We start from the raw sequence: 23,605 nt of genomic DNA, 5'->3' as shown, positions 1-23,605 counted from the left end.
GATCAGGCCGGGTCGTTACGGCGCAGCAACTCTTCGGGCAGGTGCTCGATGTAGTCGTCGTCCGGTGGCGGCATTTGCAGGTGATAGCCCTGGTTTTCCAGGTTCTCCAGCACCTTGGCGATGTCTTCACGGGCCAGCTTGCGCTCTGGGGTCAACACCAGGTCAAAGGCATGCTGGGGGGTGCCGAAAAACGGCAGCAGGGCTTCAGGCACACGCTCCAGGCCATCGGCCTTGAGCAGGTACAGATACATTTCGCGCTTGCGCGGGCTCTTGTAAATGGAGCAGATACGTTTCATCGGGTTTCTCCGGCGCCGGCCAGGCTGTTCAACAGGGCCTGGCCCATGCGCTCGCGACGCCAGCCGCGCAGCGAATCGGGCAATTGATAAGGGCCATTGGGGTAGCCGCTCTTGAGCAACGCCTCAAGGGTTTTCTTGCGCAGCATCAGCTCGGGCGCAATGCCCAGGCGCTCACCTTCGGCCTGCCCCACCGCGCGCAGCTGTTTCAAAATGCCGGAGGCTTCGATGGGCAATGGCTCGGGCAGTACCGGCGGCCACTGTTCCGGGGGCAGGCTGGCCGCACGCTTGATCAGCTGGACGAGAAACTCGCCGTCCTGGCGAATGGTACGTGGGTGCATCTCGTCGATGCGAGCCAGGGCTGCCAGGTTGCTGGGCTGGCTCTTGGCCATGGGCCACAGCGAGTGCTCCTTGAGGATGCGGTTGCGGGGCACGTCACGCTGGCGCGCCTCGCGCTCGCGCCAGGCGCACAGCTCGCGCAGCACCGCCAACTGCTGAGGCGCCAACTTCCAGGCCAGCTTCACGTCACGGTACAGGCCCTCGGGCTCCACGTCACGGCGCAGCTGGGCCACCAGCTCGGCACCGTCCTCCAGTACCCACGCATATTTGTCGTCGGACAGGCGCGGGCGCACGGCACTGAACAGCTCCGCCAGGTGCACGGCATCCTCGGCGGCATAGCTGACCTGGGTATCGGAGAGCGGACGCTGCAGCCAGTCGGAGCGCGTCTCGCCTTTCGGCAAGTCGATGCCGAGCACCTCCTGCACCAGGCGCGAATAGCCCATGGAGAAACCCAGGTTCAGGTAACCCGCCGCCAGCTGGGTGTCGAACAACGGCTGCGGCAAACGCCCGGTCAGGCGCAGCAGCACCTCGAGGTCTTCGCTGCAGGCATGCAGTACCTTGACCACACCGTTGTCTTCGAGCAGATCGGCAAGGGGTTGCCAGTTGCCGATGAGCAGCGGATCGATCAGGAAGGCGCGCTTGCCGTCACCAATCTGGATCAGCCCGGCCTTGGGGTAGAAGGTGTCGACGCGCATGAATTCGGTGTCGACGGCGACGAAAGGCAGTTGGCGCCAGTCGCTGCAATGTGCGGCCAGGCTCTGGTCGTCACGGATCCAGTGTATTTCGATGGCCACGAGGCTCTCCCACTAACATTGGCGCGCAGTATATACGGCGCGGGCACTGCGGGTGAAACCCAGGCCATCGTCATTACCGACCAAGGGTGCTATTGGCCGTTGGCAGCGGCAAGCCAGGGGCGGCAGCCGGCAAACAGGTCCAGGGACCGCTGATACACCCCGGTATGCACCTGCAACAGGCCGAGCATCGAGTGGAACAGGTTGTCCTGAGACAACGGCGCATCGCCCAGCTTGGCCAGGCAACCGGTGTCCACGCCGAAGTCCTGCTGGTAGCTGTCGGAGAACCAGGCCAGCAACGGTACGTGCTTTTGCTGCTCGGGGGCGATGGCGTAAGGGGTGCCATGCAGGAACAGGTTGTACTCGCCCAGCGACTCGCCATGGTCCGACAGGTAGATCATGGCCGTGTCCACCTTGTCCTGCTTGCTGCGCAGGGTATCGATGAGCGACGCCAGCACGCGGTCGGTATAGGCCAGGGTGTTGTCGTAGCCGTTGATGATCTCCTGCTGGCTGCATTGGTCCAGGGCGTTGCTCTGGCACACCGGGGTGAAGCGCTGGTCGGCTTGCGGGTAGCGTTTGAAGTAGTCGGGGCCGTGGCTGCCCATCTGGTGCAGCACCAGCACGGTGTCTCTGTCGAGGTTGTCGATCAGCTCGCCCAGCCCTTGCAGCAGCACCTGGTCGTGGCATTCGCCGCCTGCGCACAATTGCGGGTCTTTCAGGTTGGTGAGGTTGACGTACTGCACACGGTCGCAGGTGCCCTTGCAGCCGGACTGGTTGTCGCGCCACTGCACGTCCAGGCCGGCACGTTTGAGGATGTCCAGCAGCCCTTCACGGTTTTTTGCCACGCGGGCGTCGTAGTCCTTGCGCGCCATGCCAGAGAACATGCACGGCACCGACACTGCCGTTTCGGTGCCACACGAGTGCACATCGGAAAACGCCAGCAGGCCCTGTTCCTTCGCCAGGTTCGGCGTAGTGTCGCGGTCATAGCCCAACACCCCAAAGTGGTCTGCACGGGCGCTCTCCCCGACCACCAGTACGGTCAGCGACTTGCGCTGGTGGCTGTGCCAGGCAGCGTCGCGGCTGGCATCTTCACCATATGGCTGGAACGGCCGCGAGGCTGTGGACACGCGCTCGCTCACGTAGGTCATGGATGCGCCGACGATATTGCTGGGCGTCAGCATCAGGCGCAATTCATGGTGGTTACGCAGCAGCGACGACAGGCCCTGGTAGTTGGCCAGGCCCACCGAGCCCAAACCCACCACGCACGCCGCGCTGACCACCAGCTTGCCCAGCAGCTCACGCTGCCAGGTGCGGTACACAACAGGGGCCTTCCACAGCAACAGCGAAGGCAATACGCCCAGCCCGAGTATGTACAGGGCGAACTTCAGCGACATCAGGTCGCGGACCTCGGCCACGTTGGTTTCGGCCATGTTGGCGAACATGCCGGCGTCGATCAGCACACCGTAACGGTTCATGAAGTACGCCACACCCGCGCCGCTCATGAACAACACGATCAGCAACGGCTTGAGCACGTAGCGGAAGGCGCACAGGGTCAGTATCAGGTTGAAGGCGAACAGCATCAGCACGGCGAACGCAAGGCTCAGCCACAAACCCGGCAAGCCAGGCGGCACCACTTGTTCGAGGTGCTGCCAGAGAAAGAAGTTGAAGCCGATCAGCAGGTACAGACTGGCCAGCAGCGTGACCCATTCGGTCCGCAGGGGTTTGATGTTGGGCATGGGCGTTCACAACCAGGCATGAGACCTCCCGGGCCGGATGGCGCCGGGAGCAAACTGCGCGAACTCTAGAAAGCGTGCCATCAATTTTATGTGAAAAATAACGTTACAATTCCGTGAGTCGCCTGTTTTCATGTGCCGAATGCAACTTGTTCAGCTGGCGTTCAGCCAACCCCGGCCGCCAGAGCCGGCCAAAGGCAGCTATCCTCAGTGGTCAGGACCTTACCGACCAACCTGACCGAGGTGAAGAAATGCCAGTTCCGCATGACCTGCTCGCTGACTTGCACGTAACCGCCGATGCCTTCCAGGCGCTCATTGACAAGGACCAGACGCTGCACGCACTGCACAAGGAATACAACGCCAAGGACAAGGAGGTGCTCGCTGCAGAAAGCAATGGCACCAATGACGATGTGGTCAACCGGCTGCGCAAGGAGCGGCTGCTGATCAAGGACAAGATCGAGCGCGTCATTCACGCACCGGGGGCTTGAGCAAGATTGAGTGAGTCCAGGGCCTCTTTGCGAGTCAATTGTTCCTGCGGTGAACATTGCACTCGCCAGGAGGCCCTGTCTTTATCCTGCAGCCAAAGCGTTCAGAGCACCGTTCAGGTCTTCGATCAAATCGTCATGAGCCTCAATCCCCACCGACAGCCGTAGCAGGTTTTCGCTGATCCCCATCACACCCTTCTGCTCGGGGCTGAGGGAGCAGTGGGACATGCTCCACGAATGGTTGATCATGCTTTCCACCCCGCCCAGCGAATCGGCCAGCACAAAAATCTGCAACGCCTCCACCAGGCGGTTCATGGCAGCTCGGTCGCCTTTTACCTTCATGGCCACCACTGCCCCGCCACTGCGCATCTGGCGCTTGCACAGTTCATGCTGCGGGTGGCTTTCAAGCCCCGGGTAGTACACCTGCTGCACCTGGGGGTGGCGTTCGAGCATGCGCGCCACGCGCAGCGCATTGGCGCATTGGCGCTCCATACGCACGTCCAGGGTTTTCAGGCCACGCAGCGCCAGGTAGCAGTCGAACGGGCCCTGCACCGCACCGATCGCCATGCTGATACGGCGCAGGCGGTGCAGCAGTTCGTCGCTGGCGGCCACCACCACGCCGCCAGTCAGGTCGGAGTGGCCACCGATGTACTTGCTGGCCGAATGCATCACCAGGTCTACACCCAAGGTGATCGGGCGCTGGTTCCAGGGGGAGCAGAACGTGTTGTCGATGCAGGTGAGGATGCCCCGCGCGCGGGCAAGGTCGCACACCGCCTTGATATCGACCAGGTGCAGCAGGGGGTTGGTGGGCGACTCGATCCAGATCAGCCGGGTTTCCGGCTTGATGGCCGCAGCCACAGCCTGCAGGTCGTTGAGGTCGACATAGGTAGTGGTCAGGCCTGAGGTGTGGCTGCGGTAGTCCTCCATGATGCGGAAGGTGCCGCCGTACACGCCGTTCATCACCACCACGTGGGCGTCCTTGGGCAGCAGTTCCAGCACGGTGGCCGTGGCGTTTACCCCGGACGCGCAGGCGACCGCCCCGGCGCCCTCTTCCAGGGCCGCCACGCAGGTTTCATAAGCGTGCCGGGTGGGGTTGCCCACGCGGCTGTAGGAATACTCGGGCTTGTCGTCCAGGCCGCGTTTGATGAACGAGCTGGCAGTGACGATAGCCGGGAAGATGGCATTGTCGGCGACGCTGAATTGCTCGCCGGCGTGGATGGTTCGGGTGGCGAAATGGCGCGGCTTGTCGGACATGGTCAGGCCCATTGGCAGAGGTGAAGCTGCCACTATCGCACAACCCCAAAGTGCTGGCCTTGGGGTAACCTGTGAAAACTTCTTCGCCAAGGCCTGCGCCTGATATGGACAGCTTCGACCAACACATTCTCACCCTGCTGCAGCGCGATGCCTCGGTGTCCCTCAAGGACCTGGCCGAGGCGGTCAACCTGTCCACCACCCCCTGCTGGAAGCGCGTCAAGCGCCTGGAAGACGAGGGTTACATCGTGGGCCGCGTCGCCCTGCTGGACCCTGAACGGCTAGGGCTGGGGCTGACGGTGTTCGTGCAACTGAAAACCCAGCGGCACGACAGCGTCTGGCTGGAGCAGTTTGCGGCAACCGTGACCGCGTTCGAGGAGGTGATGGAGGTCTATCGTATGTCCGGTGACTGGGACTACATGCTGCGGGTGGTAGTGGGGGACATCGCCGCGTATGACCGGTTCTACAAGAAGCTGATCAACAGTACCGATGGGCTATCGAACATCACGTCCAGTTTTGCCATGGAGCAGATGAAGTACACCACGGCTTATCCGGTGCATCGTTCCTGATGCTGAATGGCTGTACCGGCCCTGCTGCCGTCAATCAGCCGCCAGCACCGCCTCGATCCGGTTGCCCGCCTTGGCCTTCTCGACCTTGATTGCCACGAACTTGGAGGTCGGCGTGTAGGTGCCGTCGCCGTAACTGTCCAGCGGCACCAGCGGGTTGGTTTCGGGGTAGTAGGCCGCGGCCTGCCCCTCAGGCACGTCGTAGGCCACCAGGCGGAAGCCCGATACGCGACGCTCCACGTCATCTTCCCACAGCGACACCAGGTCTACCTGCTCACCGGGCTCGAAACCCAGGCGGCGGATGTCGGCTTCGTTGACGAAGACCACTTCACGTAGCCCGAATACACCGCGATAGCGGTCGTCCAGGCCGTACAAGGTCGTGTTGTACTGATCGTGGGAGCGCAGCGTCTGCAGAATGAGGTCAGGCTTGTCACCCCGGGCCAGCACCTTGGCGTTGACCAGTTGCTCAGGCAGTGCATGCGGGCTGAAGCGGGCCTTGCCGGTAGCCGTGCGCCAGGTGCGTTGAGCGGCGGCATTGCCCAGGTGGAAGCCGCCAGGTTCTTGCAGGCGCTCGTTGAACGCGGCAAAGCCTGGGATCACGTCGGCGATCATGCTGCGGATACGGCCGTAGTCTGCCACGGCGTATTCCCAGTCGATTGGCTGCTTGCCCAGGGTGGCCTGGGCCATGCCGGCGACAATCCACGGCTCCGAGCGCAGGTGCGGCGAGCGCGGCCGCAGTTGCCCGTGGGAGATGTGCACCATGCTGAAGGTGTCCTCCACCGTTACCCCTTGAGGGCCGTTGGCCTGCACGTCGATTTCGGTCCGGCCCAGGCACGGCAGGATCAGCGCATCACCCCCAGTGACCAGGTGCGAACGGTTGAGCTTGGTGGATATCTGCACGGTCAACGCGCATTTGCGCAGCGCCGCGTGGGTGCGCGGGGTATCTGGCGTGGCTTGGGAGAAGTTCCCGCCCAAGGCGATGAATACCTTCGAGCGCCCCTCTTCCATGGCCTTGATCGCCAGCACAGCGTTGTGGCCGTGGGCGCGGGGCACGCGGAACTCGAAGCGCTTCTCCAGCGCATCGAGCAACGCCGGCTTGGGCTTTTCGTCGATACCCATGGTGCGGTCACCCTGCACGTTGCTGTGCCCGCGCACCGGGGAAAGCCCAGCCCCCGGTTTACCAACGTTGCCCCGCAACAACTGCAGGTTGACGATTTCCTGCACGGTGGGCACCGAATGCCGGTGCTGGGTGACGCCCATGGCCCAACACATGATCACCCGTTCGGCCTTGCGGTACATGCGCGCAGCCAGCTCGATCTCGGCCTGGGTAAGCCCGGACTGCTCCACGATATGCGCCCAGGGCGTGGTATCTACAGCCTGCAGGTAGGCGTCCACGCCGCTGGTGTGCTCGGCGATGAACGCGTGGTCGAACACCGCCGGCGCACCGCTGGCCTGGGCCTCGCGTTCCCATTGCAACAGGTATTTGGCGATGCCGCGCATCACTGCCATGTCGCCGCCCAGGTTCGGGCGGAAATACGCCGTATTGGTGGGCTCGGAGCCGTTGCTGAGCATTTCGAACGGGTGCTGGGGGTGCTGAAAGCGCTCCAGCCCGCGCTCCTTGAGGGGGTTGAAACACACCACCTGCGCGCCGCGCTTCACGGCCTCGCGCAACGGTTCGAGCATGCGTGGGTGGTTGGTCCCGGGGTTCTGGCCGATCACGAAGATGGCGTCGGCCAGTTCCAAGTCGTGAAACACCACCGTGCCCTTGCCCACGCCGAGGGTTTCGGACATCCCCACGCCGCTGGCCTCGTGGCACATGTTGGAACAGTCGGGGAAGTTGTTGGTGCCATAGGCGCGCACGAACAGCTGGTAGAGGAAGGCGGCTTCATTGCTGGCGCGGCCTGAGGTGTAGAACTCGGCCTCATCGGCCGAACCGAGTGCGCGCAGGTGCCGGGCGATCAGGGCGAACGCCTCTTCCCAGCTGGTTTCCACGTAATGGTCAGTGGCGGCGTCGTAGCGCATGGGGTGGGTGAGCCGGCCCTGGTACTCCAGCCAGTAGTCGGTCTGTTCGGCCAGGGCGCTGACGCTGTACTTGGCAAAGAAGGCAGGGTCCACCGAACGGCCGGTGGCCTCCCAGTTGACGGCTTTGGCCCCGTTCTCGCAAAACTTGACCATATCGCTTTCCGGCGACTCGCCCCAGGCGCAGCCGGGGCAGTCGAAGCCACCGTTCTGGTTGGTCTTGAGCATGGCCCGCAGGTTCTTGAAGGCGTTTTCGCTGCCCAGCCAGCTTTTGGTGACGCTCTTGAGCGCCCCCCAGCCGGCGGCGGCGCCTTTGTAGTCCCTGATGTGGTCGTCCTGGCTCATGCGGCGAATCCTCACGCTACGGTGCTTTCATTCAGCCTACGGAGCGTGGTGCTGGGGCGTCCAATCGAAAGATCTTACGGAGTGATAAGCGGTTTCGATGATGCGCCCCAAGCCGCGATAGAGCCTGTTTATCATACGGTCGGGCAAAGCAATTTGACTGCCCTGCCCCCAGGTTATAGCTTGGAGGCGTACCCCACCCATTCGAGTGTGCACGTGGAACAGAACAGCCGGGCCCTGATCGACGGCTTCAACCGGAAAATCGACTACCTGCGGATGTCCGTGACAGACCGCTGCGATTTCCGCTGCGTGTATTGCATGGCCGAAGACATGCAGTTTCTGCCGCGCCAGCAGATCCTGAGCCTCGAGGAACTGTTCCAGGTGGCCGAGCGCTTCGTGGCACTGGGTACCCGCAAGATCCGCCTGACCGGCGGGGAGCCACTGGTGCGCCAAGGCATCGTCGGCTTGTGCGAGCGCATCGCCGCCCTGCCCGGCCTGCGCGAGCTGTGCCTGACCAGCAACGGCTCGCAGTTGGGGCGCCTGGCGCAGCCGCTGTTCGACGCGGGCGTCACACGCCTGAACATCAGCCTCGACAGCCTGAATGCTGCGCGCTTCAAGCAACTGACACGTACCGGCGACCTGCATCAAGTGATTGCGGGCATAGACGCGGCGCGTCTGGCGGGCTTTCGCCGCACCAAGCTCAACTGCGTGGTGCTCAAGGGCCGCAACGACCATGAGCTGGTAGACCTGGTGCGTTTTGCCATAGACCGCGAGCTGGACATCACCTTCATCGAAGAAATGCCCCTGGGCGTGATCAACGAGCATGAGCGCGGTGAGTCGTTTTGCTCCAGCGACGAAGTGCGCGAGCGCCTGGCCGAGCACTTCAGCCTGATCGAATCTACCGAATCGTCCCAAGGCCCTGCCCGCTACTGGCGGCTGGCCGAAGCGCCGGGCACCCGGGTGGGCTTCATCTCACCCCATAGCCACAACTTCTGCGCCACCTGCAACCGGGTGCGGCTCACCGTGGAAGGCCGCCTTTTACTGTGCCTGGGCAACGAGCACTCGGTTGACCTCAAACACGTGCTGCGCGCCCACCCGGGCAACCCGCAGCGGCTGGAAACAGCCATTCGCGATTCGTTGCACCTGAAACCCTATCGCCACCACTTTGAAGTGGGTGGCGACGTACAGATCCTGCGTTTCATGAACATGACCGGCGGCTGAGCAGCCGTCTCTGGATTTCCATGATCGTTCATCCCACCCATGGTGTGCTGCGGGTGCTGTTCACCCTCAAAGGGTCGATCCTCAAGCGCATCGCCCTGCGCTGCCTGATGGTCACGCTGTTGGCGGCGCTGATTGTATTGGCCGAGCGCCATTACCCGGCATTCTTCTACCCGGTCAGCGCCACGCCCTTCACCCTGCTGGGGCTGTCACTGTCGATCTTCATGAGTTTTCGCAACAACGCCTGCTACGACCGGTGGTGGGAGGGGCGCAAGGCCTGGGGCAAGCTGATCATCGAAACCCGCTCGTTCGTGCGGGAAAGTGTGGTGATCACCGATGCCCGGTTGCGGGCCGAGCTGCTGCGCAACCTGTGCGGTTTTGCCCATGCCCTGAATGCGCGGTTGCGCGGGGAAGATGACATGGAGGCCGCGCGCCCCTGGCTGGCCCAACCCGAACGGATCAGCGCGCACAATGTGTGCGACGGGATTTTGCGTGAAGTCGGTGCGCAGTGCTCGCACCTGGCCGAGCAGCAAAAGATCAGCGACTGGCGCTACAGCCTGCTGGAACAGCGGCTGGTGGGGCTGAGCGAGGTGCAGGCCACCTGCGAGCGTATCAAGGGCACGCCGTTGCCGTTCCCCTATACATTGCTGCTGCACCGCACCATCTACATCTTCTGCCTGTTGCTGCCCTTTGCCCTGGCCGAACCGCTGGGCTGGCTGGCGCCGTTGTTCACCACCATCGTGGGGTACACCTTCTTCGGGCTGGATGCCATCGGCAACGAGCTGGAAGACCCGTTCGGGCGCGATGAGAACGACCTGCCCACCGACGCCATGGTGCGCACCGTGGAGCGCGATGTGCTGGCAGGGCTGGGGGAAACGCCGTTGCCACCGGCGTTGTTGCCGGTAGGGTATGTGTTGAGTTGACGGTGCAGTGGCGCACGGGCGGCTACCGGGTGATTGGGGCTCAGCCGCGGGTTTCGCAGGGCGCGACCGGCTTCAGATGCTTGACGAAATTGCATGGCCGGTGGCGTGCGTCCAGCTGTTCGGCCAGGATGCCCTCCCAGGCCGTGCGGCAAGCCCCGGTGGAGCCAGGCACGCAGCACACCAGGGTACGATTGGAAAGCCCTGCCAGGGCACGGCTCTGCACCGTGGAAGTACCGATATCCAGAATCGACAGCGCACGGAACAACTCGCCGAACCCGTCGATGCGCTTGTCCAGCAAACACTCCACCGCTTCCGGGGTACTGTCACGCCCGGTAAAACCGGTGCCCCCCGTGATCAGCACCACCTGCACCTGCTCGTCGGCAATCCAGCTGGCGACCTGCGCACGGATCTTGTACAGGTCATCCTTCAGCAGTGCCCTCGCCACCAGGCGATGTCCAAACTCCACCGAGCGGCAGGCCAGCAGCTCACCCGAAGTATCGGTGTCGAAGGTACGGGTATCGCTGACGGTCAGCACAGCGATGTTGAGCGGTACAAAGGCCGCATCAGGTTGAACACGCACGGTAAAGCCCCCTCGAAGTCAGTATCGCCACGCTAGAGGCCGGGGCTGCAGGCGTCCAATCGATATCACGTACTGGCCGATCAATAGCATCTATCGCAGACGTGGGTTAAGGTCTGTACACCCCGTTACCAGGCAAGCGCATGGACATCAAGCAGCTGAAGTTTCTCCTCGCCCTCGACCAGACCCGCCACTTCGGGCAAGCAGCGGCGTTGTGCCACATCACCCAGCCGACCCTGTCCATGCGCTTGCGCAACCTTGAAGATGAACTGGACCTGGTGCTGGTCAAACGGGGCCAGCGATTCGAAGGCTTTACCGAGGCCGGCGAACGCATCCTGGCCTGGGCCCGCACCCTGCTCGCCGCCCACGATGGCCTGCAGGCCGAGGCGGCCAATTGCCGTGGCCAGGTGGTAGGCAGCCTGCGCCTGGGCACGGTACCGCTGGCCAGCTTCAACCCTATGCAATTGTTGTTGCCGCTGCGGGCAAAATACCCCGGGCTGCACTTTCAGCTCAGCTCGCTGAGTTCGGAGCAGGTGGTCGATGGCCTTAGCCGCAACCAGCTCGACCTGGGCATCTGCTACCTGGACCAGGTCAATACCCGGTTCTTCGAGGTCATCGAACTGGGCATCACCACCATGGGCCTGTTGCATGACACGCGGCATTTCCAGTTCACGGGCGATGCCTTGCGCTGGGACCAGCTGGGCGACACGCCCCTGGGCCTACTGAGCAAGGGCATGCACTACCGCCAATCACTGGACCTGAGCCTGCGCAGCCGGGGCCTGGAACCCAATGCGGTGCTGGAAAGCGACTCCAGTTTCCAGCTGGTCCAGGCCATCAGCAGCGGCCTGTGCTGCGCAATCATGCCGCTGGGCTGCGGCCTGGAAGCCCTCAGCGAGCACCTGCGCATCCTGCCGGTGGTGGATGCCGCCATCCACAGCCCCGTGGGCCTGCTGCTGCGCCGCAGCGAACCGCGTTCGGCCATTGCCGAGCAGTGCTTTACCGAGGCGAAAGCACTGTTTCAGGCGCCCTGAACACTGGTCGCCTGGCGGTACTGGCGGGGGGTGAACCCGGTCAGTTGCTTGAACTGGCGGCTGAAGGCGCTGTGGTCGGTGTAGCCGCAGCGTAGCGCGACCTCGGTGATTGGCAGCTCGGAATGCAGCAGCCGGTGGGCCTGTTCCAGGCGCGCCTTGTGAATCATCTGCCGGGGCGTGAGGTGAAACACCCGCTTGCAGTAACGCTCCAGTTGCGCGACGGATATGCCCGCTATGCGGGTCAGCTCCCGCATGCTGATCGGCTGCTGGAAGTGGCGACGAATGTGCTCGTCCACAGCGGCCAGGCGCTGATAGGCGGGGTGCGTGTCTGCCGCTGACTGCAGGTCCACCGAAATGCCGACCAGGCCAATGATGGCCCCTTCCACGTTGTGCAAAGGGCGCTTGTGGGTCAGGCACCAGCCGGCCTCGCGGCTGCCATACAGGTGCAGTTCCAACTGGTCTTCGAGCACCAGGCCCTCCTTCAACACGCGGCGGTCCTGCTCGGTGTAGCCCGGGCCCAGCTGCGCCGGAAACACCTCGGCGCTGGTCTTGCCCAGCAACGGCGCCAGCCCTTTGAGCCCACAGCGCTGCACCAGGGTGGTGTTGGCCAGCACATAACGGGCAGCTTCATCCTTGATGAAGATCGCCGCGTTGGGGATGGCGTCAAGGATGGGCAGCAGCAGCGATACGCCGCCCAGCAGCGCCTCAAGGTTGGCCGGCCGGTACCGTTCCAGCGCCGGGCACAGGGTAGCCAGGGGGGTAGGCATCATCTCTAAAGCCCATGTTCAGTGAGGCTTCGAGCCTATCTCCACGGCCTTGCAGCACGCCAACGGTTTTTCGTGACTGTGCCGATTTCGTCATGCCCCCTGCAGAAAACCATCAAGAACCGCCCCGCCGATCGGTTCACTCTATGCCCAATGCAAGCCGCCCATGTTCCACAAAAGCGCGGCCGCAACGCCGCACCTCGTGACATCAGACCTGCCTATCCAATAACCAACAAAAAGGCGAACCCATGTCAGGCAAATTCAAGAAACAGCTGTCATTGCTGGACCTCACCTTCATCGGCCTAGGGGCCATCTTCGGCTCCGGCTGGCTGTTCGCTGCCAGCCACGTATCGGCCATTGCCGGGCCTGCGGGCATTCTGTCGTGGTTTCTGGGCGGCTTTGCCGTGCTGCTGCTGGGCATCGTGTATTGCGAGCTGGGCGCGGCCCTGCCGCGTGCCGGCGGCGTGGTGCGCTACCCGGTGTATTCCCACGGGCCACTGCTGGGCTACCTGATGGGGTTCATCACCCTGATCGCCTTTTCCAGCCTGATCGCCATCGAAGTGGTCGCCTCGCGCCAGTACGCCGCTGCCTGGTTCCCGGGGCTGACAAAGGCCGGCACCAGCGACCCGACCGTGCTTGGCTGGCTGGTGCAGTTCGCACTGTTGGGGCTGTTCTTCATCCTGAACTACCGCAGCGTGAAAACCTTCGCCAAAGCCAACAACCTGGTCAGCGTGTTCAAGTTCATCGTGCCGCTGCTGGTGATCGGGGTGCTGTTCACCTTCTTCAAACCCGAGAATTTCCAGGTACAGGGTTTTGCGCCGTTTGGCCTGTCCGGGGTGGAAATGGCGGTATCGGCCGGTGGCATCATTTTCGCCTACCTGGGCCTCACACCGATCATCTCGGTGGCCAGCGAGGTCAAGAACCCGCAACGCACCATTCCTATTGCGCTGATACTGTCGGTGCTGCTGTCCACCGCCATCTACGCCCTGCTGCAACTGGCATTTCTCGGCAGCGTGCCCACTGACATGCTGACCAATGGCTGGTCGGCGGTGACAAAGGAACTGGCCCTGCCCTACCGCGACATCGCCCTGGCCTTGGGAGTGGGCTGGCTGGCCTACCTGGTGGTGGCGGATGCGGTGATCTCCCCAAGCGGCTGCGGCAACATCTACATGAATGCCACCCCCCGCGTGGTGTATGGCTGGGCGAAGACCGGCACGTTCTTCCGCTACTTCACCCGCGTCGATGAGCAGTCTGGTATTCCGCGCCCGGCCCTGTGGCTGACGTTCGGCCTGGCGGTGTTCTGGACCCTGCCGTTCCCCTCGTGGGAAGCGCTGATCAACGTGGTGTCCGCTGCACTGGTGCTGAGTTACGCCGTCGCCCCGGTGACCGTCGCCGCCCTGCGCCGAAACGCTCCCGACATGCCGCGCCCGTTCCGGGTCAAGGGCATGGGGGTACTGGGCCCGCTGTCGTTCATCATCGCCGCACTGATCGTGTATTGGTCGGGCTGGGGCACGGTGTCCTGGCTGCTGGCGCTGCAAATCCTGATGTTCGTGCTGTACCTGGTGTGTGCGCGCTTCGTGCCCACCGAGCACGTGTCGCTGGCCCAGCAGGTGCGCTCGTCGGCGTGGCTGATCGGCTTCTACGCCGTGACCATCCTGCTGTCCTGGCTGGGCAGCTTTGGCGGCACCGGGGTGATCGGCCACCCGCTCGACACCGTGATCGTCGCCGCATGTGCGCTTGGCATTTACTACTGGGGTGCGCGCACCGGGGTGCCGGCACATCTGGTGCGCCTGGAGGGCGAGGATGAAAGCGAAGCCAGCCAAGCGCCGCTGGTCGCCCAAGGCCCGGCGGTAACGGCGCCCTGAGGGCCCGCATCCACAGCGCAAGACTTGGCCAACCACACGACGGACACGACCATGAAACAGATCCACATCATCGACTCGCATACCGGCGGCGAACCCACGCGCCTGGTGATGAAAGGCTTCCCGCACCTGCACGGTCGCAGCATGGCCGAGCAGCGCGACGAACTGCGTGAGCGGCACGATGCGTGGCGCCGGGCCTGCCTGCTGGAGCCGCGGGGCAACGACGTGCTGGTGGGGGCGCTGTACTGCACGCCGGTGTCGGCTGATGCCACCTGCGGGGTGATCTTCTTCAACAACGCCGGTTACCTGAACATGTGTGGCCACGGCACCATAGGCCTGGTCGCCTCGCTGCAGTACCTGGGCCTGATCGCACCGGGGGTGCACAAGATCGACACCCCGGTCGGCCAGGTCAGCGCCACCCTGCATGAGGACGGCGCCATCACCGTCGGCAACGTGCCCGCCTACCGCTACCGCCAGCAGGTGGCGGTGGATGTACCCGGCCATGGCGTGGTGCACGGCGATATCGCCTGGGGTGGCAACTGGTTCTTTCTGGTCAGCGAGCATGGCCAGCGCCTTGAACTGAGTAACCGCGAAGCCCTCACCGACTACACCTGGGCCATGCTCAAGGCCCTCGAAGCCCAAGGCATTACCGGTGAGCACGGTGCCCCCATCGACCATATCGAGCTGTTTGCCGAAGACGCCGCGGCCGACAGCCGCAACTTCGTCATGTGCCCGGGCAAAGCCTACGACCGTTCGCCTTGCGGCACCGGCACCAGCGCCAAGCTGGCCTGCCTGGCGGCAGACGGCAAGCTGGCCGAGGGCCAGGTCTGGGTACAGGCCAGCATCACCGGCAGCCAGTTCACTGGCCGCTACGAGCGCGACGGTGAGCGAATTCGCCCGTTCATTACCGGCCGCGCCTACATGACCGCCGACAGCACGCTGCTGATCGACGAACAGGACCCCTTCGCCTGGGGCATCTGACCCCTGTTTCCTTTACCACCCGACACCGCCAGGAGCACTAACAATGACTGACAACATCTTCACCGGCACCATGCCCGCCCTGATGACCCCCTGCACCGCCGAGCGCAAACCTGACTACGACGCACTGGTGCGCAAGGGCCGTGAGCTGATCGAGGCTGGCATGAGCGCAGTGGTGTACTGCGGCTCGATGGGTGACTGGCCACTGCTCAGCGAAGCCGAACGCCAGGAGGGTGTGGCGCGGCTGGTGGCAGCGGGCATCCCGACCATCGTCGGCACCGGCGCGGTGAACACCCGCGAGGCCGTCGCCCACGCTGCCCACGCGGCAAAGGTGGGCGCCGCGGGCCTGATGGTCATTCCACGGGTGCTCAGCCGGGGTGCATCGCTGATTGCCCAGAAGCACCACTTCGCGGCGATTCTGGCCGCCGCGCCTGCGCTGCCGGCAGTGATCTACAACAGCCCGTACTACGGCTTCGCCACCCGCGCCGACCTGTTCTTCGAACTGCGCCAGCAATTCCCCAACCTGATCGGCTTCAAGGAGTTCGGCGGCGGCGCGGACCTGCGCTATGCGGCCGAGCACATCACCTCCAAGGATGACGGTGTGACGCTGATGGTGGGCGTGGATACCCAGGTGGTGCATGGCTTCGTCAACTGCAACGCCACCGGCGCCATCACCGGCATCGGTAACGCCTTGCCACGGGAGGTGCTGCAACTGGTGAGCCTGAGCAAGCAGGCCGCCAAGGGCGACGCCCGAGCCCGCCGCCTGGCCCGTGAGCTGGAAGCGGCACTGGGGGTGCTGTCGTCGTTCGATGAAGGTTGCGACCTGGTGCTGTACTACAAGCACCTGATGGTGCTCAACGGCGACACGGAGTACACCCTGCACTTCAACGAGACCGATGCCCTGACCGATGCCCAGCGCAATTACGCCGAGCAGCAATACGCGCTGTTCCGTAGCTGGTATGCACACTGGTCGACCGAGCAGAACGTGGCCTGACCGCAGCCGCCTTCTCCCTGCACCTGCACTGCATTCACAAGGAGTCACCATGCCCCTTACAGGCAAACTGCTGATCGGCCAAACCCCGGTAGCCGGTACACGTCAAGCCCTGCGCGCCATCAACCCGGCCAGCGGCCAGGCACTGGAGCCGGCGTACCAGGGCGGCACGGGCGAACACGTGGCCCAGGCCTGCGCCCTGGCCTGGGCGGCGTTCGACGTCTATCGCGAAACCACACTGGAACAGCGTGCCGGCTTTCTGGAAGCAATCGCCGCACACATCGAAGCCCTCGGCGATGCACTGATCGAGCGCGCCGTCGCCGAAACGGGCCTGCCCACGGCGCGTATCCAGGGCGAGCGCGGCCGCACCTGCACCCAGTTGCGCGCTTTCGCCCGCGTGGTGCGGGCCGGTGAGTGGCTGGACGTAAGGGTCGACCCGGCCCTGCCGGAGCGCCAACCCCTGCCCCGCCCTGACCTGCGCCAACGGCACATCGCCCTGGGGCCGGTCGCGGTATTCGGCGCCAGCAACTTCCCGCTGGCGTTCTCGGTAGCCGGTGGCGACACCGCCTCGGCGCTGGCGGCCGGCTGCCCGGTAGTGGTCAAGGCGCACGGCGCTCACCCTGGCACCAGCGAACTGGTAGGCCAGGCCGTGGCAAATGCCGTCCAGCAGTGCGGGCTGCCTGAAGGGGTGTTCTCGCTGTTGTACGGTTCGGGCCGTGAAGTGGGCATCGCGCTGGTCAGCGACCCCCGCATCAAGGCCGTGGGCTTTACCGGTTCACGCAGCGGCGGCCTGGCCTTGTGCCAAGCCGCCCAGGCTCGGCCCGAACCTGTTCCGGTGTATGCGGAGATGAGCTCGATCAACCCGGTGTTCCTGTTCGGTGCGGCCTTGCAGGCACGCGCTGAAGCCATGGCCCAGGGGTTCATTGGCTCACTCACTCAAGGTGCAGGGCAGTTCTGTACCAACCCAGGGTTGGTGATCGCCAAGCAGGGGCCTGATTTGCAACGCTTCATCCAGGCTGCCAGCCAGCATGTGAGCCAGGCCGCAGCGCAGACCATGCTCACCCCCGGGATTTTTGCCGCCTACCAGGCAGGCATCGGTGCCCTGGCTGAAAATGGAGGTGCCTCGCAGGTGGCGAGCGGCCTTGCGGCCGAGGGCGTCAACCAAGGCCAGGCGCACCTGTTCGTGGCCGAGGCCGAGGCGTTTCTCGCCGACCCTACACTGCAGGCCGAAGTATTTGGTGCCACATCGCTGGTGGTGGCCTGTGCCAGCGACCAGCAGATGCGTGAAGTGGCCGATCACCTCGAGGGCCAGCTCACTGCTACCCTGCAATTGGACGACGCCGACATCGACAGCGCCCGCGCCCTGCTGCCCACCCTGGAACGCAAGGCTGGGCGGATTCTGGTCAATGGCTGGCCGACCGGTGTAGAGGTGTGTGACGCCATGGTGCATGGTGGGCCATTCCCGGCCACGTCCGATGCCCGCAGTACGTCGGTGGGCACCGCGGCCATCCAGCGTTTCCTGCGACCGGTGTGCTACCAGGACTTTCCTGACGCGCTGTTGCCTGAGGCGTTGCAGCACACCAACCCGTTGCAACTGCGGCGCCTGCTCGACGGCAAGCGGGAAGGCTGAGTATGGAGCACACCCCCGCAAACGATATCGTGGTAGTGGGTGCCGGCATCATCGGTGTGGCCTGCGCCCTGCAGCTGGCACGCCAAGGCCGGCAGGTACTGCTGGTCGACCGCCAGCTCCCCGGCCAGGGGGCATCCTGGGGCAATGCGGGGCACCTGGCTACCGAGCAGGTGTTCCCCATCGCCGACCTGTCGATTCTCAAGCGCCTGCCGCGCATGCTGCTGGACCCGATGGGGCCACTGCGCCTGGACTGGAAGTACCTGCCCAAGGCGATGCCCTGGTTCACCCGCCTGCTGCTCAACCTGCGCCCGGCACCGTTCCAGCGCAGCGTCGCGGGTATTCGCGCGCTCAACGAAGCCAGCCTGGCGGCCTGGCAGCAGTTGCTGGGGTCGATCGGGCGCAGCGACCTGTTCCATCAGGATGGCTCGCTGCTGGTGTTCGAGCGGCCAGAATCCAGTGAGGCGCTGGCGGCGTTGCGCAACCGCATGCAGCAACAGGCCGTCCCGGTGGAGCTGTGGTCTGCGCGGCAGGTACAGGCCGCTGCGCCCCAGCTGAACCCAAGCCTGCTGGGCGGTTTGTTCTTCCCGTCCACTGGCCACTTCATCGACCCCTATCGGGTGCTGTGCGAGCTGTTCGAGGCGGCCCAGGCCGAGGGCGTACGCTTCATGCAGGCTCAGGTCGACGGTGGGCGGCTGCACAGCGCCGGGGTAACCCTTGCCAGCAACTGCGGTGCGCTGCATGCCCGCCAGGTGTTGCTGAGTTGTGGCGCGCATTCGGCGCACCTCACTGCTGCGCTCACGGGCAAGCAGGTGCCACTGGACACCGAACGGGGGTACCACCTGATGCTGCCGGCCGAACACCAACGCCTGCCGTTCGCCGTCACATCCCTTGAGCGCAAGTTCATCATGACGCCCATGACCGGGGGGTTACGCCTGGCCGGCACGGTCGAGTTCGCCGGCCTGCAAGCCCCCCCGAACATGCAGCGGGCGTGGCAACTGCACCGGTTGAGCAAAGGGTTGTTCAGGGAAGACTTGAGCACCGAGGGTGCGAGCACCTGGATGGGGATGCGCCCGTCGTTGCCAGACTCGTTGCCGGTGATCGACCGGGTGTGTGAAGGCCGGGTGCTGCTGGCTTTCGGGCATCAGCACCTGGGCTTGACCCAGGCGGCGGTCACAGCGCAATGGGTGGGTCGGCTGGCCGAGGCGCTTGGCGGCCCTGAAACCCGGGCATACCGCCTGGACCGCTTCTGATCACCCGATACCACTGCTGCTAAGGCGCTTCCGGGTAGCTGTACTCAAACACCCGCACCACTTCGGAAGCATGCCAGGACGCTGCTTCCATGCCATCGACCGGGCCCGAAAAGCGACCCAGTTTTTCGACGCACTCGAAAAACCCGGTACGGGGCAGCCGGCTGGCACCCTGGCTGATCACCAGCGAACTTCGCAGTGGCTGCTCGGCCCGGGCATCCAGCACGGCCAGGTACTCCAGCGCTGCGGTCAGTGTCTGCATGGCCGGGCTGGGCAATTGCAAGCGCTCGATAAGCGCACGGTAGGTCAGCAGGTGGCGTTGACGCCTGGCCAGATCTAGCTCGCCCAGCAGGTTATCCCAATGCTGGCGGCTGATCCTGACGTGGCTCATGACACCTCGCTCCAGCCAGCCACGCCCAGGTGCCACGCCAATGCGCGGCGGATGGCAGCATCAGGCTGGCGCTCGCCGGCTTCAATCATGGCCAGGTAAGCGGGGCTTACCCCTACGTTTCGGGCCAACTGTTCGGCAGCAATCCCTTTGGCTCTGCGGATATCCCCCACCTCACTGAAGGCGGGCGCGGGTGCAGGTGGCTGCTGCTCGCCGCTTTCGCCGCCTGTGACGGGGGGCGTTGCCGGGGCCTGCCCTACAGCCTTCAGCAACGCCTGATAGTGCTCCCACGGAACGACGGCGTACTCTGGCTGACCGTCCCGGCTGATGACCTGAATACCCATTACGAACCCCTCAAGAGGATTACCGCATGTAATCCGTTGGCATAACCCTTATGCCAATTATATGACCAAGTCCGCGATCTGTGCAGCCAGGCACCTTAGCGGCCAGGCTGAGGGGCTGATATCAGGACGCAAGACGCTCCAGGCGCAGGGCTTCGGGGGTAGCTGGCAACCGCTCCACCACGCGCAAACGCTCGGGGGCCTGGCTGTCACGCCACGCCTTGAACCGCGCCAGTTCATCGGCCACGGTCTTCATTACCCAGCCCAGCACCGCAATGTCATCCAGGAAGCCCACACCCAACAACCAATCGGGGATGGCGTCGATGGGGCTTACAAAATACAGCAGACCTGCCACGATCGTGACCAGCGCTTTGGGGCTTATGGCACGGTACTCGCCGCGCCACCATGCCAGGCACAGTGACTGCATCAGCTTCACGTCTTCACGCAACTTGCCCAGCCGCGGGCCTTTGCGAGCCACAGCAAACAGCAGTGCAGGCAACCGACCGCGGCTGAGCAGGCGCTCGGCCAGCGGCAGAAAGCGAGCGAAATTCCAGGGTGCATTCATGGAGCCTCCAGGACGGAAAAGGTTATCCACATTTATTGTGGATAACCTTGTGAACAGGGCGGTGTTTCTGACGTCAGGTGCCTATCAGGCAAGGGCCAAGGTCAGATCGGGCGTTTTTTACACAGCCGTTACAGTCTCGCACACGCGTACGGGCCAAACGGCTCAGGTTAGACGCTTCCTGCTTCTACACGCTGCATGTCCTCGGACACTATCAGCACTTGCCGGTTCGACCAAGCACTCTGCACAAACACGAACGCCCCGTCGGGACGGGGCGTTCAGGGTTGCAGCAACCGGCTTTTACTTGGCAGGTGCTTCAGCCGGGGCTTCGGCTGGGGCGTCTGCTTCAGGTTCGGCGCCTTGCAGCTGAGCCGGGTCCTTGATGGCGATCAGCTCAAGGTCGAACACCAATACCGAGTTTGCCGGGATCAGCGGGCTTGGGCTCTGTGCGCCGTAGGCCAGCTCAGCCGGGATGAACAGCTTGTACTTCTCGCCCACGTGCATCAGTTGCAGGCCTTCGACCCAACCTGGGATCACGCCGCTCACCGGCAGATCGATCGGGCTGCCGCGCTCGACCGAGCTGTCGAACACCTTGCCATCGATCAGCTTGCCTTCGTAGTGAACGGTCACCACATCGGTAGGCTTGGGCTGCGGGCCGTCGGCCTTCTTCACCACTTCATACTGCAGGCCCGACGCCGTGGTAACCACACCCGGCTTCTTGGCGTTTTCTTCCAGGAACTTCTTGCCGGCAGAGGCCGCTTCTTCGCTGGCCTTGGCCAGGCGTTCTTCGGCGCGTTTCTGCAGCGCGGTGAAAGCCTCTACCAGCTCTTCGTCCTTCAGGCGCTGCTCTTTCTTGCCAACGGCGTCTTCGATACCCAGCGCGACTGCTTTCGAATCAAGGTCATCCATGCCTTCCTGAGCCAGGCTCTTGCCCATGTTCAGGCCGATACCGTAGGAGGCTTTCTGCGCGGGGGTCTTCAGTTCGGGGCTGCTGGCCTGCTGGTCGCAACCAGCCAGTACCAGGCCTACCAGGGCAACCGCAGCCGCCAAACGATGCTGTTTCATGCTATTTCCTTGTTCATGCGCCATAAGGGCAATCAGGGTGTAGGCCGCGAGCTTAGCAGGCGGTCGTCACCAATGGCTACCGGCATAGGAGCGGGTTTCACGCAATAAGTTCAGCAGCCACCCTACCGCGTCGCACGTCATCAATTCGGTCGTCAATTTTGGCCATCAACCGGAAAGAGGCGCCTACAGGCTGGCCTTGCGGCTACAGACACTCAATGCTGGATCAGGTACAGCTTCATGGATAGGCGCGCTCCCGATACTGCGCGGCCACCTCACGCAACACGTCGCACACCCACTGCCCCGGCAGGCTCTGTGCCAGTGCAGCATTGCGGCAGATGCCCACCGAACCGCCAGGCTCGCGCACGCCCAGGTCGAGTTCGACCAGGTCGCCACGGCGCAGGTCCAGCAGCACAGCGTCGCGCGGGGCTACCCAAACCGCGTCGCTGCCCTGCACGTAACGCCGGCTCAGCACCAGCGACAAGGTTTCCAGGCGCTGTGCGGGCATCTGGATGCCGCCTTGCACGAACAGGCTGTCGGCATGCTGACGGATCGTTGTACCGGCCGGCGGCACTACCAGTGGGTACTGCCCTACACGCGCCCGTTCGAGCGGTGTAGCAGCCAGCAGCGGGTGACCGGCGCGCACCACCAGGGTCATGGACTCGCTGTACAGGTGCTCGAACGAAAGGCCCTGTATCTGCGGGCTGTCGGTCATCCGCCCCACCACCAGCTCCAGTTCACCCACGCGCAACTGGCCTAGCAATTGGGCACTCACGCCGGTCACCACGCTGATGACCAAGGCCTGGTGGCGCTGATGCAGGCGGCACAGCACCTCGGGCATCAACAGGCTTTCGACCGTGGACAACACACCGATGCGCACCTGGGACGGCACCTGCGCCTCGCCGCGCAGGCAGCTGACGCCATCGCGCAGGGCCTGCACACTGGGCCCTGCATAACGCATGAAGCGTGTACCAGCGGGGGTCAGCTCAACGCCCTGGCGGCCACGCACGAACAGCCTGGCCTGCAGTAGGTCTTCGAGTTCCCTGAGGGTCTTGGAGATCGCCGGCTGGCTGATGGCGAGCACGTCTGCCGCCCTGGCCAGGCTGCCCTGCCGGGCAATCTCCAGAAAGCACAGTAGGTGGCGGTACTTGATACGGGTGTCGAGGTTCATGGCGCCAGCTTACCGCATTGTCGGCAAGGCCGTGCCCACTGCGGCCCCGCCGCATTGGCAACCTGGGTACGGCAGGCGCTATGCTTGAGCAAATTTCCGCATGAGCAACTGCCCTCCCCCATGTCCAAGGTCATCATCAAGACCCCCGCCCAACTCGACCTGATGCGCCGCGCCGGCCAGCTTCTGGCGCAAGTGTTCGCCGATCTCGACAGCTTTATCCGCCCGGGTGTCACCACCCTGCAGATCAACGACCGGGCCGAGGCGTTCATCCTCGACACACTCAGGGCACGCCCCGCCAGCAAGGGCCAGTATGGCTTCCCCTATGCGCTCAACACCTCGGTGGATCACGTGGTGTGCCACGGTATGCCCAAGGCCGATGAGGTGCTTCAGGCGGGGTCCATCATCAATGTCGATATCACCCTGGAACAGGGTGGGTACATTGCGGACTCCTCGAAGATGTACAGCCTGGGGCCGGTAAGCGACGAGGCCCGCCATCTGGTAGCGACCACCTACGATGCGCTGTGGAAAGGCATTGCACAGGTCCGCCCGGGGGCCACGCTGGGTGATATCGGTCACGCTATCCAGGCTCACGCCGAGGGCGCAGGCTACAGTGTGGTTCGGGAGTACTGCGGCCATGGCATCGGCCAGCAGATGCACGAGGCGCCCGAAGTGCTGCACGTGGGCCAACGCGGCATGGGCATGAAGCTGAAACCTGGCATGGTGTTCACCATCGAACCGATGATCAACCAGGGTGGGCGCGGTACCCGTACGTTGAAAGATGGCTGGACGGTGATCACCCGTGACCACAGCCTCTCGGCCCAGTGGGAGCATACCGTGGCGGTAACAGAAGAGGGCTATGAAGTGCTGACCTTGCGCGATGAAGAGCGTGGCCGCCACTGAACGTGCGGCGAAAACGCCAAAACGAAAAAAGCGACCCTAAGGTCGCTTTTTTGATGCTTCAGGGTGTTCAGTGGGCCCTTGAAGCGGAATATGGCGCAGCGGACGGGACTCGAACCCGCGACCCCCGGCGTGACAGGCCGG

Annotated in this window: 23 protein-coding genes; 11 read left to right on the top strand and 12 right to left on the bottom strand. The window is 63.9% G+C overall.

Annotated features, from left to right (window positions below):
* Window positions 1-2 precede the first annotated feature (2 nt).
* The 3 genes from IAE38_RS15575 to IAE38_RS15565 all read right to left on the bottom strand — a co-directional run bounded on the left by IAE38_RS15575 (window position 3) and on the right by IAE38_RS15565 (window position 3,159).
* On the bottom strand, window positions 3-296 hold the full coding sequence (locus IAE38_RS15575; RefSeq protein ID WP_028635412.1) for a YcgL domain-containing protein: 294 nt from the start codon (window positions 294-296) through the stop codon (window positions 3-5).
* Complete coding sequence (rnd, locus tag IAE38_RS15570) at window positions 293-1,426, bottom strand: ribonuclease D (RefSeq protein WP_201213227.1); 1,134 nt, start codon at window positions 1,424-1,426, stop codon at window positions 293-295. The genes IAE38_RS15575 and rnd overlap by 4 nt, the downstream gene beginning before the upstream one ends.
* An 89-nt stretch (window positions 1,427-1,515) precedes the next feature.
* Entirely contained in the window at window positions 1,516-3,159 is a 1,644-nt protein-coding gene (locus tag IAE38_RS15565; RefSeq protein ID WP_201218225.1) for a phosphoethanolamine transferase, read from the bottom strand.
* Between the two features lie 248 nt (window positions 3,160-3,407).
* Here IAE38_RS15565 and IAE38_RS15560 point away from each other — a divergent pair, with 248 nt between their 5' ends.
* Window positions 3,408-3,644, top strand: coding sequence for a YdcH family protein (locus IAE38_RS15560; RefSeq protein ID WP_028635409.1), 237 nt, complete (start codon window positions 3,408-3,410; stop codon window positions 3,642-3,644).
* Between the two features lie 81 nt (window positions 3,645-3,725).
* On the opposite strand, the gene IAE38_RS15555 is transcribed toward IAE38_RS15560, so the two are convergent.
* The gene (locus IAE38_RS15555; protein ID WP_201218255.1) at window positions 3,726-4,907 is read right to left on the bottom strand and encodes a trans-sulfuration enzyme family protein; all 1,182 of its coding nucleotides are present in this window, start codon (window positions 4,905-4,907) and stop codon (window positions 3,726-3,728) included.
* A 92-nt stretch (window positions 4,908-4,999) separates the two neighbouring features.
* Between IAE38_RS15555 and IAE38_RS15550 the strand changes: the two genes are divergently transcribed.
* The gene (locus tag IAE38_RS15550; RefSeq protein WP_201163996.1) at window positions 5,000-5,461 is read left to right on the top strand and encodes an Lrp/AsnC family transcriptional regulator; all 462 of its coding nucleotides are present in this window, start codon (window positions 5,000-5,002) and stop codon (window positions 5,459-5,461) included.
* 30 nt (window positions 5,462-5,491) lie between these two features.
* Here IAE38_RS15550 and IAE38_RS15545 read toward each other — a convergent pair whose 3' ends face one another.
* Window positions 5,492-7,822: an FdhF/YdeP family oxidoreductase gene (locus IAE38_RS15545; RefSeq protein ID WP_201218223.1), complete on the bottom strand. Its 2,331-nt coding sequence runs from the start codon at window positions 7,820-7,822 to the stop codon at window positions 5,492-5,494.
* A 213-nt stretch (window positions 7,823-8,035) separates the two neighbouring features.
* On the opposite strand from IAE38_RS15545, the gene moaA reads away from it, so the two are divergent.
* Entirely contained in the window at window positions 8,036-9,040 is a 1,005-nt protein-coding gene (moaA, locus tag IAE38_RS15540) for a GTP 3',8-cyclase MoaA (RefSeq protein ID WP_028635405.1), read from the top strand.
* Window positions 9,041-9,060: 20 nt separating this feature from the next.
* The gene (locus IAE38_RS15535) at window positions 9,061-9,960 is read left to right on the top strand and encodes a bestrophin family protein (protein WP_201218222.1); all 900 of its coding nucleotides are present in this window, start codon (window positions 9,061-9,063) and stop codon (window positions 9,958-9,960) included.
* 40 nt (window positions 9,961-10,000) lie between these two features.
* Here IAE38_RS15535 and moaB read toward each other — a convergent pair whose 3' ends face one another.
* Window positions 10,001-10,540, bottom strand: coding sequence for a molybdenum cofactor biosynthesis protein B (gene moaB, locus IAE38_RS15530; protein WP_201213235.1), 540 nt, complete (start codon window positions 10,538-10,540; stop codon window positions 10,001-10,003).
* A gap of 140 nt (window positions 10,541-10,680) precedes the next feature.
* On the opposite strand from moaB, the gene IAE38_RS15525 reads away from it, so the two are divergent.
* The gene (locus IAE38_RS15525; RefSeq protein ID WP_201218221.1) at window positions 10,681-11,568 is read left to right on the top strand and encodes a LysR family transcriptional regulator; all 888 of its coding nucleotides are present in this window, start codon (window positions 10,681-10,683) and stop codon (window positions 11,566-11,568) included.
* On the opposite strand, the gene IAE38_RS15520 is transcribed toward IAE38_RS15525, so the two are convergent.
* A complete protein-coding gene (locus IAE38_RS15520; protein ID WP_201163999.1) occupies window positions 11,556-12,338 on the bottom strand; it encodes an AraC family transcriptional regulator in 783 nt (260 codons plus the stop codon). The two genes, IAE38_RS15525 and IAE38_RS15520, sit on opposite strands and share 13 nt — an antisense overlap.
* Before the next feature lie 242 nt (window positions 12,339-12,580).
* On the opposite strand from IAE38_RS15520, the gene IAE38_RS15515 reads away from it, so the two are divergent.
* From IAE38_RS15515 to IAE38_RS15495, 5 genes are read left to right on the top strand one after another with little or no spacing between them, the layout of a single operon-like run.
* Window positions 12,581-14,197: an APC family permease gene (locus IAE38_RS15515; RefSeq protein WP_201218220.1), complete on the top strand. Its 1,617-nt coding sequence runs from the start codon at window positions 12,581-12,583 to the stop codon at window positions 14,195-14,197.
* Window positions 14,198-14,248: 51 nt separating this feature from the next.
* A complete protein-coding gene (locus IAE38_RS15510; protein WP_201218219.1) occupies window positions 14,249-15,175 on the top strand; it encodes a 4-hydroxyproline epimerase in 927 nt (308 codons plus the stop codon).
* Window positions 15,176-15,218: 43 nt separating this feature from the next.
* Entirely contained in the window at window positions 15,219-16,166 is a 948-nt protein-coding gene (locus IAE38_RS15505) for a dihydrodipicolinate synthase family protein (protein ID WP_201218218.1), read from the top strand.
* Between the two features lie 49 nt (window positions 16,167-16,215).
* Window positions 16,216-17,793 (top strand): aldehyde dehydrogenase (NADP(+)), encoded by a 1,578-nt coding sequence (locus IAE38_RS15500; protein ID WP_201218217.1) that lies wholly within the window; start codon window positions 16,216-16,218, stop codon window positions 17,791-17,793.
* 2 nt (window positions 17,794-17,795) lie between these two features.
* Window positions 17,796-19,043, top strand: a complete 1,248-nt coding sequence (locus IAE38_RS15495) for an NAD(P)/FAD-dependent oxidoreductase (RefSeq protein ID WP_201164004.1) — start codon at window positions 17,796-17,798, stop codon at window positions 19,041-19,043.
* A gap of 19 nt (window positions 19,044-19,062) precedes the next feature.
* On the opposite strand, the gene IAE38_RS15490 is transcribed toward IAE38_RS15495, so the two are convergent.
* From IAE38_RS15490 to pcaQ, 5 genes are all read right to left on the bottom strand, one after another.
* Window positions 19,063-19,431, bottom strand: a complete 369-nt coding sequence (locus tag IAE38_RS15490; protein WP_028635395.1) for a hypothetical protein — start codon at window positions 19,429-19,431, stop codon at window positions 19,063-19,065.
* Window positions 19,428-19,772 carry a helix-turn-helix domain-containing protein gene (locus tag IAE38_RS15485; protein ID WP_201218216.1) on the bottom strand — a complete coding sequence of 115 codons (345 nt, stop codon included), beginning with the start codon at window positions 19,770-19,772 and terminating at the stop codon, window positions 19,428-19,430. The genes IAE38_RS15490 and IAE38_RS15485 overlap by 4 nt, the downstream gene beginning before the upstream one ends.
* A 121-nt stretch (window positions 19,773-19,893) precedes the next feature.
* On the bottom strand, window positions 19,894-20,334 hold the full coding sequence (locus tag IAE38_RS15480; RefSeq protein WP_201218215.1) for a YkvA family protein: 441 nt from the start codon (window positions 20,332-20,334) through the stop codon (window positions 19,894-19,896).
* A 297-nt stretch (window positions 20,335-20,631) separates the two neighbouring features.
* Window positions 20,632-21,396, bottom strand: coding sequence for an FKBP-type peptidyl-prolyl cis-trans isomerase (locus IAE38_RS15475; protein ID WP_028635392.1), 765 nt, complete (start codon window positions 21,394-21,396; stop codon window positions 20,632-20,634).
* Between the two features lie 235 nt (window positions 21,397-21,631).
* Entirely contained in the window at window positions 21,632-22,564 is a 933-nt protein-coding gene (gene pcaQ, locus IAE38_RS15470) for a pca operon transcription factor PcaQ (protein WP_201164007.1), read from the bottom strand.
* A 120-nt stretch (window positions 22,565-22,684) separates the two neighbouring features.
* Between pcaQ and map the strand changes: the two genes are divergently transcribed.
* Window positions 22,685-23,464 carry a type I methionyl aminopeptidase gene (map, locus tag IAE38_RS15465; RefSeq protein ID WP_201164015.1) on the top strand — a complete coding sequence of 260 codons (780 nt, stop codon included), beginning with the start codon at window positions 22,685-22,687 and terminating at the stop codon, window positions 23,462-23,464.
* Window positions 23,465-23,605 lie beyond the last annotated feature (141 nt).

The sequence above is a fragment of the Pseudomonas sp. S32 genome (assembly GCF_016648095.1).
In the GTDB taxonomy this organism is placed as follows: domain Bacteria; phylum Pseudomonadota; class Gammaproteobacteria; order Pseudomonadales; family Pseudomonadaceae; genus Aquipseudomonas; species Aquipseudomonas parafulva.
The sequence above is the reverse complement of the archived record's forward strand: the minus strand, read 5'-3'. Positions and strand labels throughout refer to the sequence as shown.

Coding starts and splice junctions, on each gene's coding strand:
- IAE38_RS15575 (WP_028635412.1), bottom strand. CDS start 296: ATGAAACGTATCTGCTCCATTTACAAGAGCCCGCGCAAGCGCGAAATG.
- IAE38_RS15565 (WP_201218225.1), bottom strand. CDS start 3,159: ATGCCCAACATCAAACCCCTGCGGACCGAATGGGTCACGCTGCTGGCC.
- IAE38_RS15560 (WP_028635409.1), top strand. CDS start 3,408: ATGCCAGTTCCGCATGACCTGCTCGCTGACTTGCACGTAACCGCCGAT.
- IAE38_RS15555 (WP_201218255.1), bottom strand. CDS start 4,907: ATGGGCCTGACCATGTCCGACAAGCCGCGCCATTTCGCCACCCGAACC.
- IAE38_RS15550 (WP_201163996.1), top strand. CDS start 5,000: ATGGACAGCTTCGACCAACACATTCTCACCCTGCTGCAGCGCGATGCC.
- IAE38_RS15545 (WP_201218223.1), bottom strand. CDS start 7,822: ATGAGCCAGGACGACCACATCAGGGACTACAAAGGCGCCGCCGCCGGC.
- IAE38_RS15535 (WP_201218222.1), top strand. CDS start 9,061: ATGATCGTTCATCCCACCCATGGTGTGCTGCGGGTGCTGTTCACCCTC.
- IAE38_RS15525 (WP_201218221.1), top strand. CDS start 10,681: ATGGACATCAAGCAGCTGAAGTTTCTCCTCGCCCTCGACCAGACCCGC.
- IAE38_RS15520 (WP_201163999.1), bottom strand. CDS start 12,338: ATGATGCCTACCCCCCTGGCTACCCTGTGCCCGGCGCTGGAACGGTAC.
- IAE38_RS15515 (WP_201218220.1), top strand. CDS start 12,581: ATGTCAGGCAAATTCAAGAAACAGCTGTCATTGCTGGACCTCACCTTC.
- IAE38_RS15510 (WP_201218219.1), top strand. CDS start 14,249: ATGAAACAGATCCACATCATCGACTCGCATACCGGCGGCGAACCCACG.
- IAE38_RS15505 (WP_201218218.1), top strand. CDS start 15,219: ATGACTGACAACATCTTCACCGGCACCATGCCCGCCCTGATGACCCCC.
- IAE38_RS15500 (WP_201218217.1), top strand. CDS start 16,216: ATGCCCCTTACAGGCAAACTGCTGATCGGCCAAACCCCGGTAGCCGGT.
- IAE38_RS15495 (WP_201164004.1), top strand. CDS start 17,796: ATGGAGCACACCCCCGCAAACGATATCGTGGTAGTGGGTGCCGGCATC.
- IAE38_RS15490 (WP_028635395.1), bottom strand. CDS start 19,431: ATGAGCCACGTCAGGATCAGCCGCCAGCATTGGGATAACCTGCTGGGC.
- IAE38_RS15485 (WP_201218216.1), bottom strand. CDS start 19,772: ATGGGTATTCAGGTCATCAGCCGGGACGGTCAGCCAGAGTACGCCGTC.
- IAE38_RS15480 (WP_201218215.1), bottom strand. CDS start 20,334: ATGAATGCACCCTGGAATTTCGCTCGCTTTCTGCCGCTGGCCGAGCGC.
- IAE38_RS15475 (WP_028635392.1), bottom strand. CDS start 21,396: ATGAAACAGCATCGTTTGGCGGCTGCGGTTGCCCTGGTAGGCCTGGTA.
- pcaQ (WP_201164007.1), bottom strand. CDS start 22,564: ATGAACCTCGACACCCGTATCAAGTACCGCCACCTACTGTGCTTTCTG.
- map (WP_201164015.1), top strand. CDS start 22,685: ATGTCCAAGGTCATCATCAAGACCCCCGCCCAACTCGACCTGATGCGC.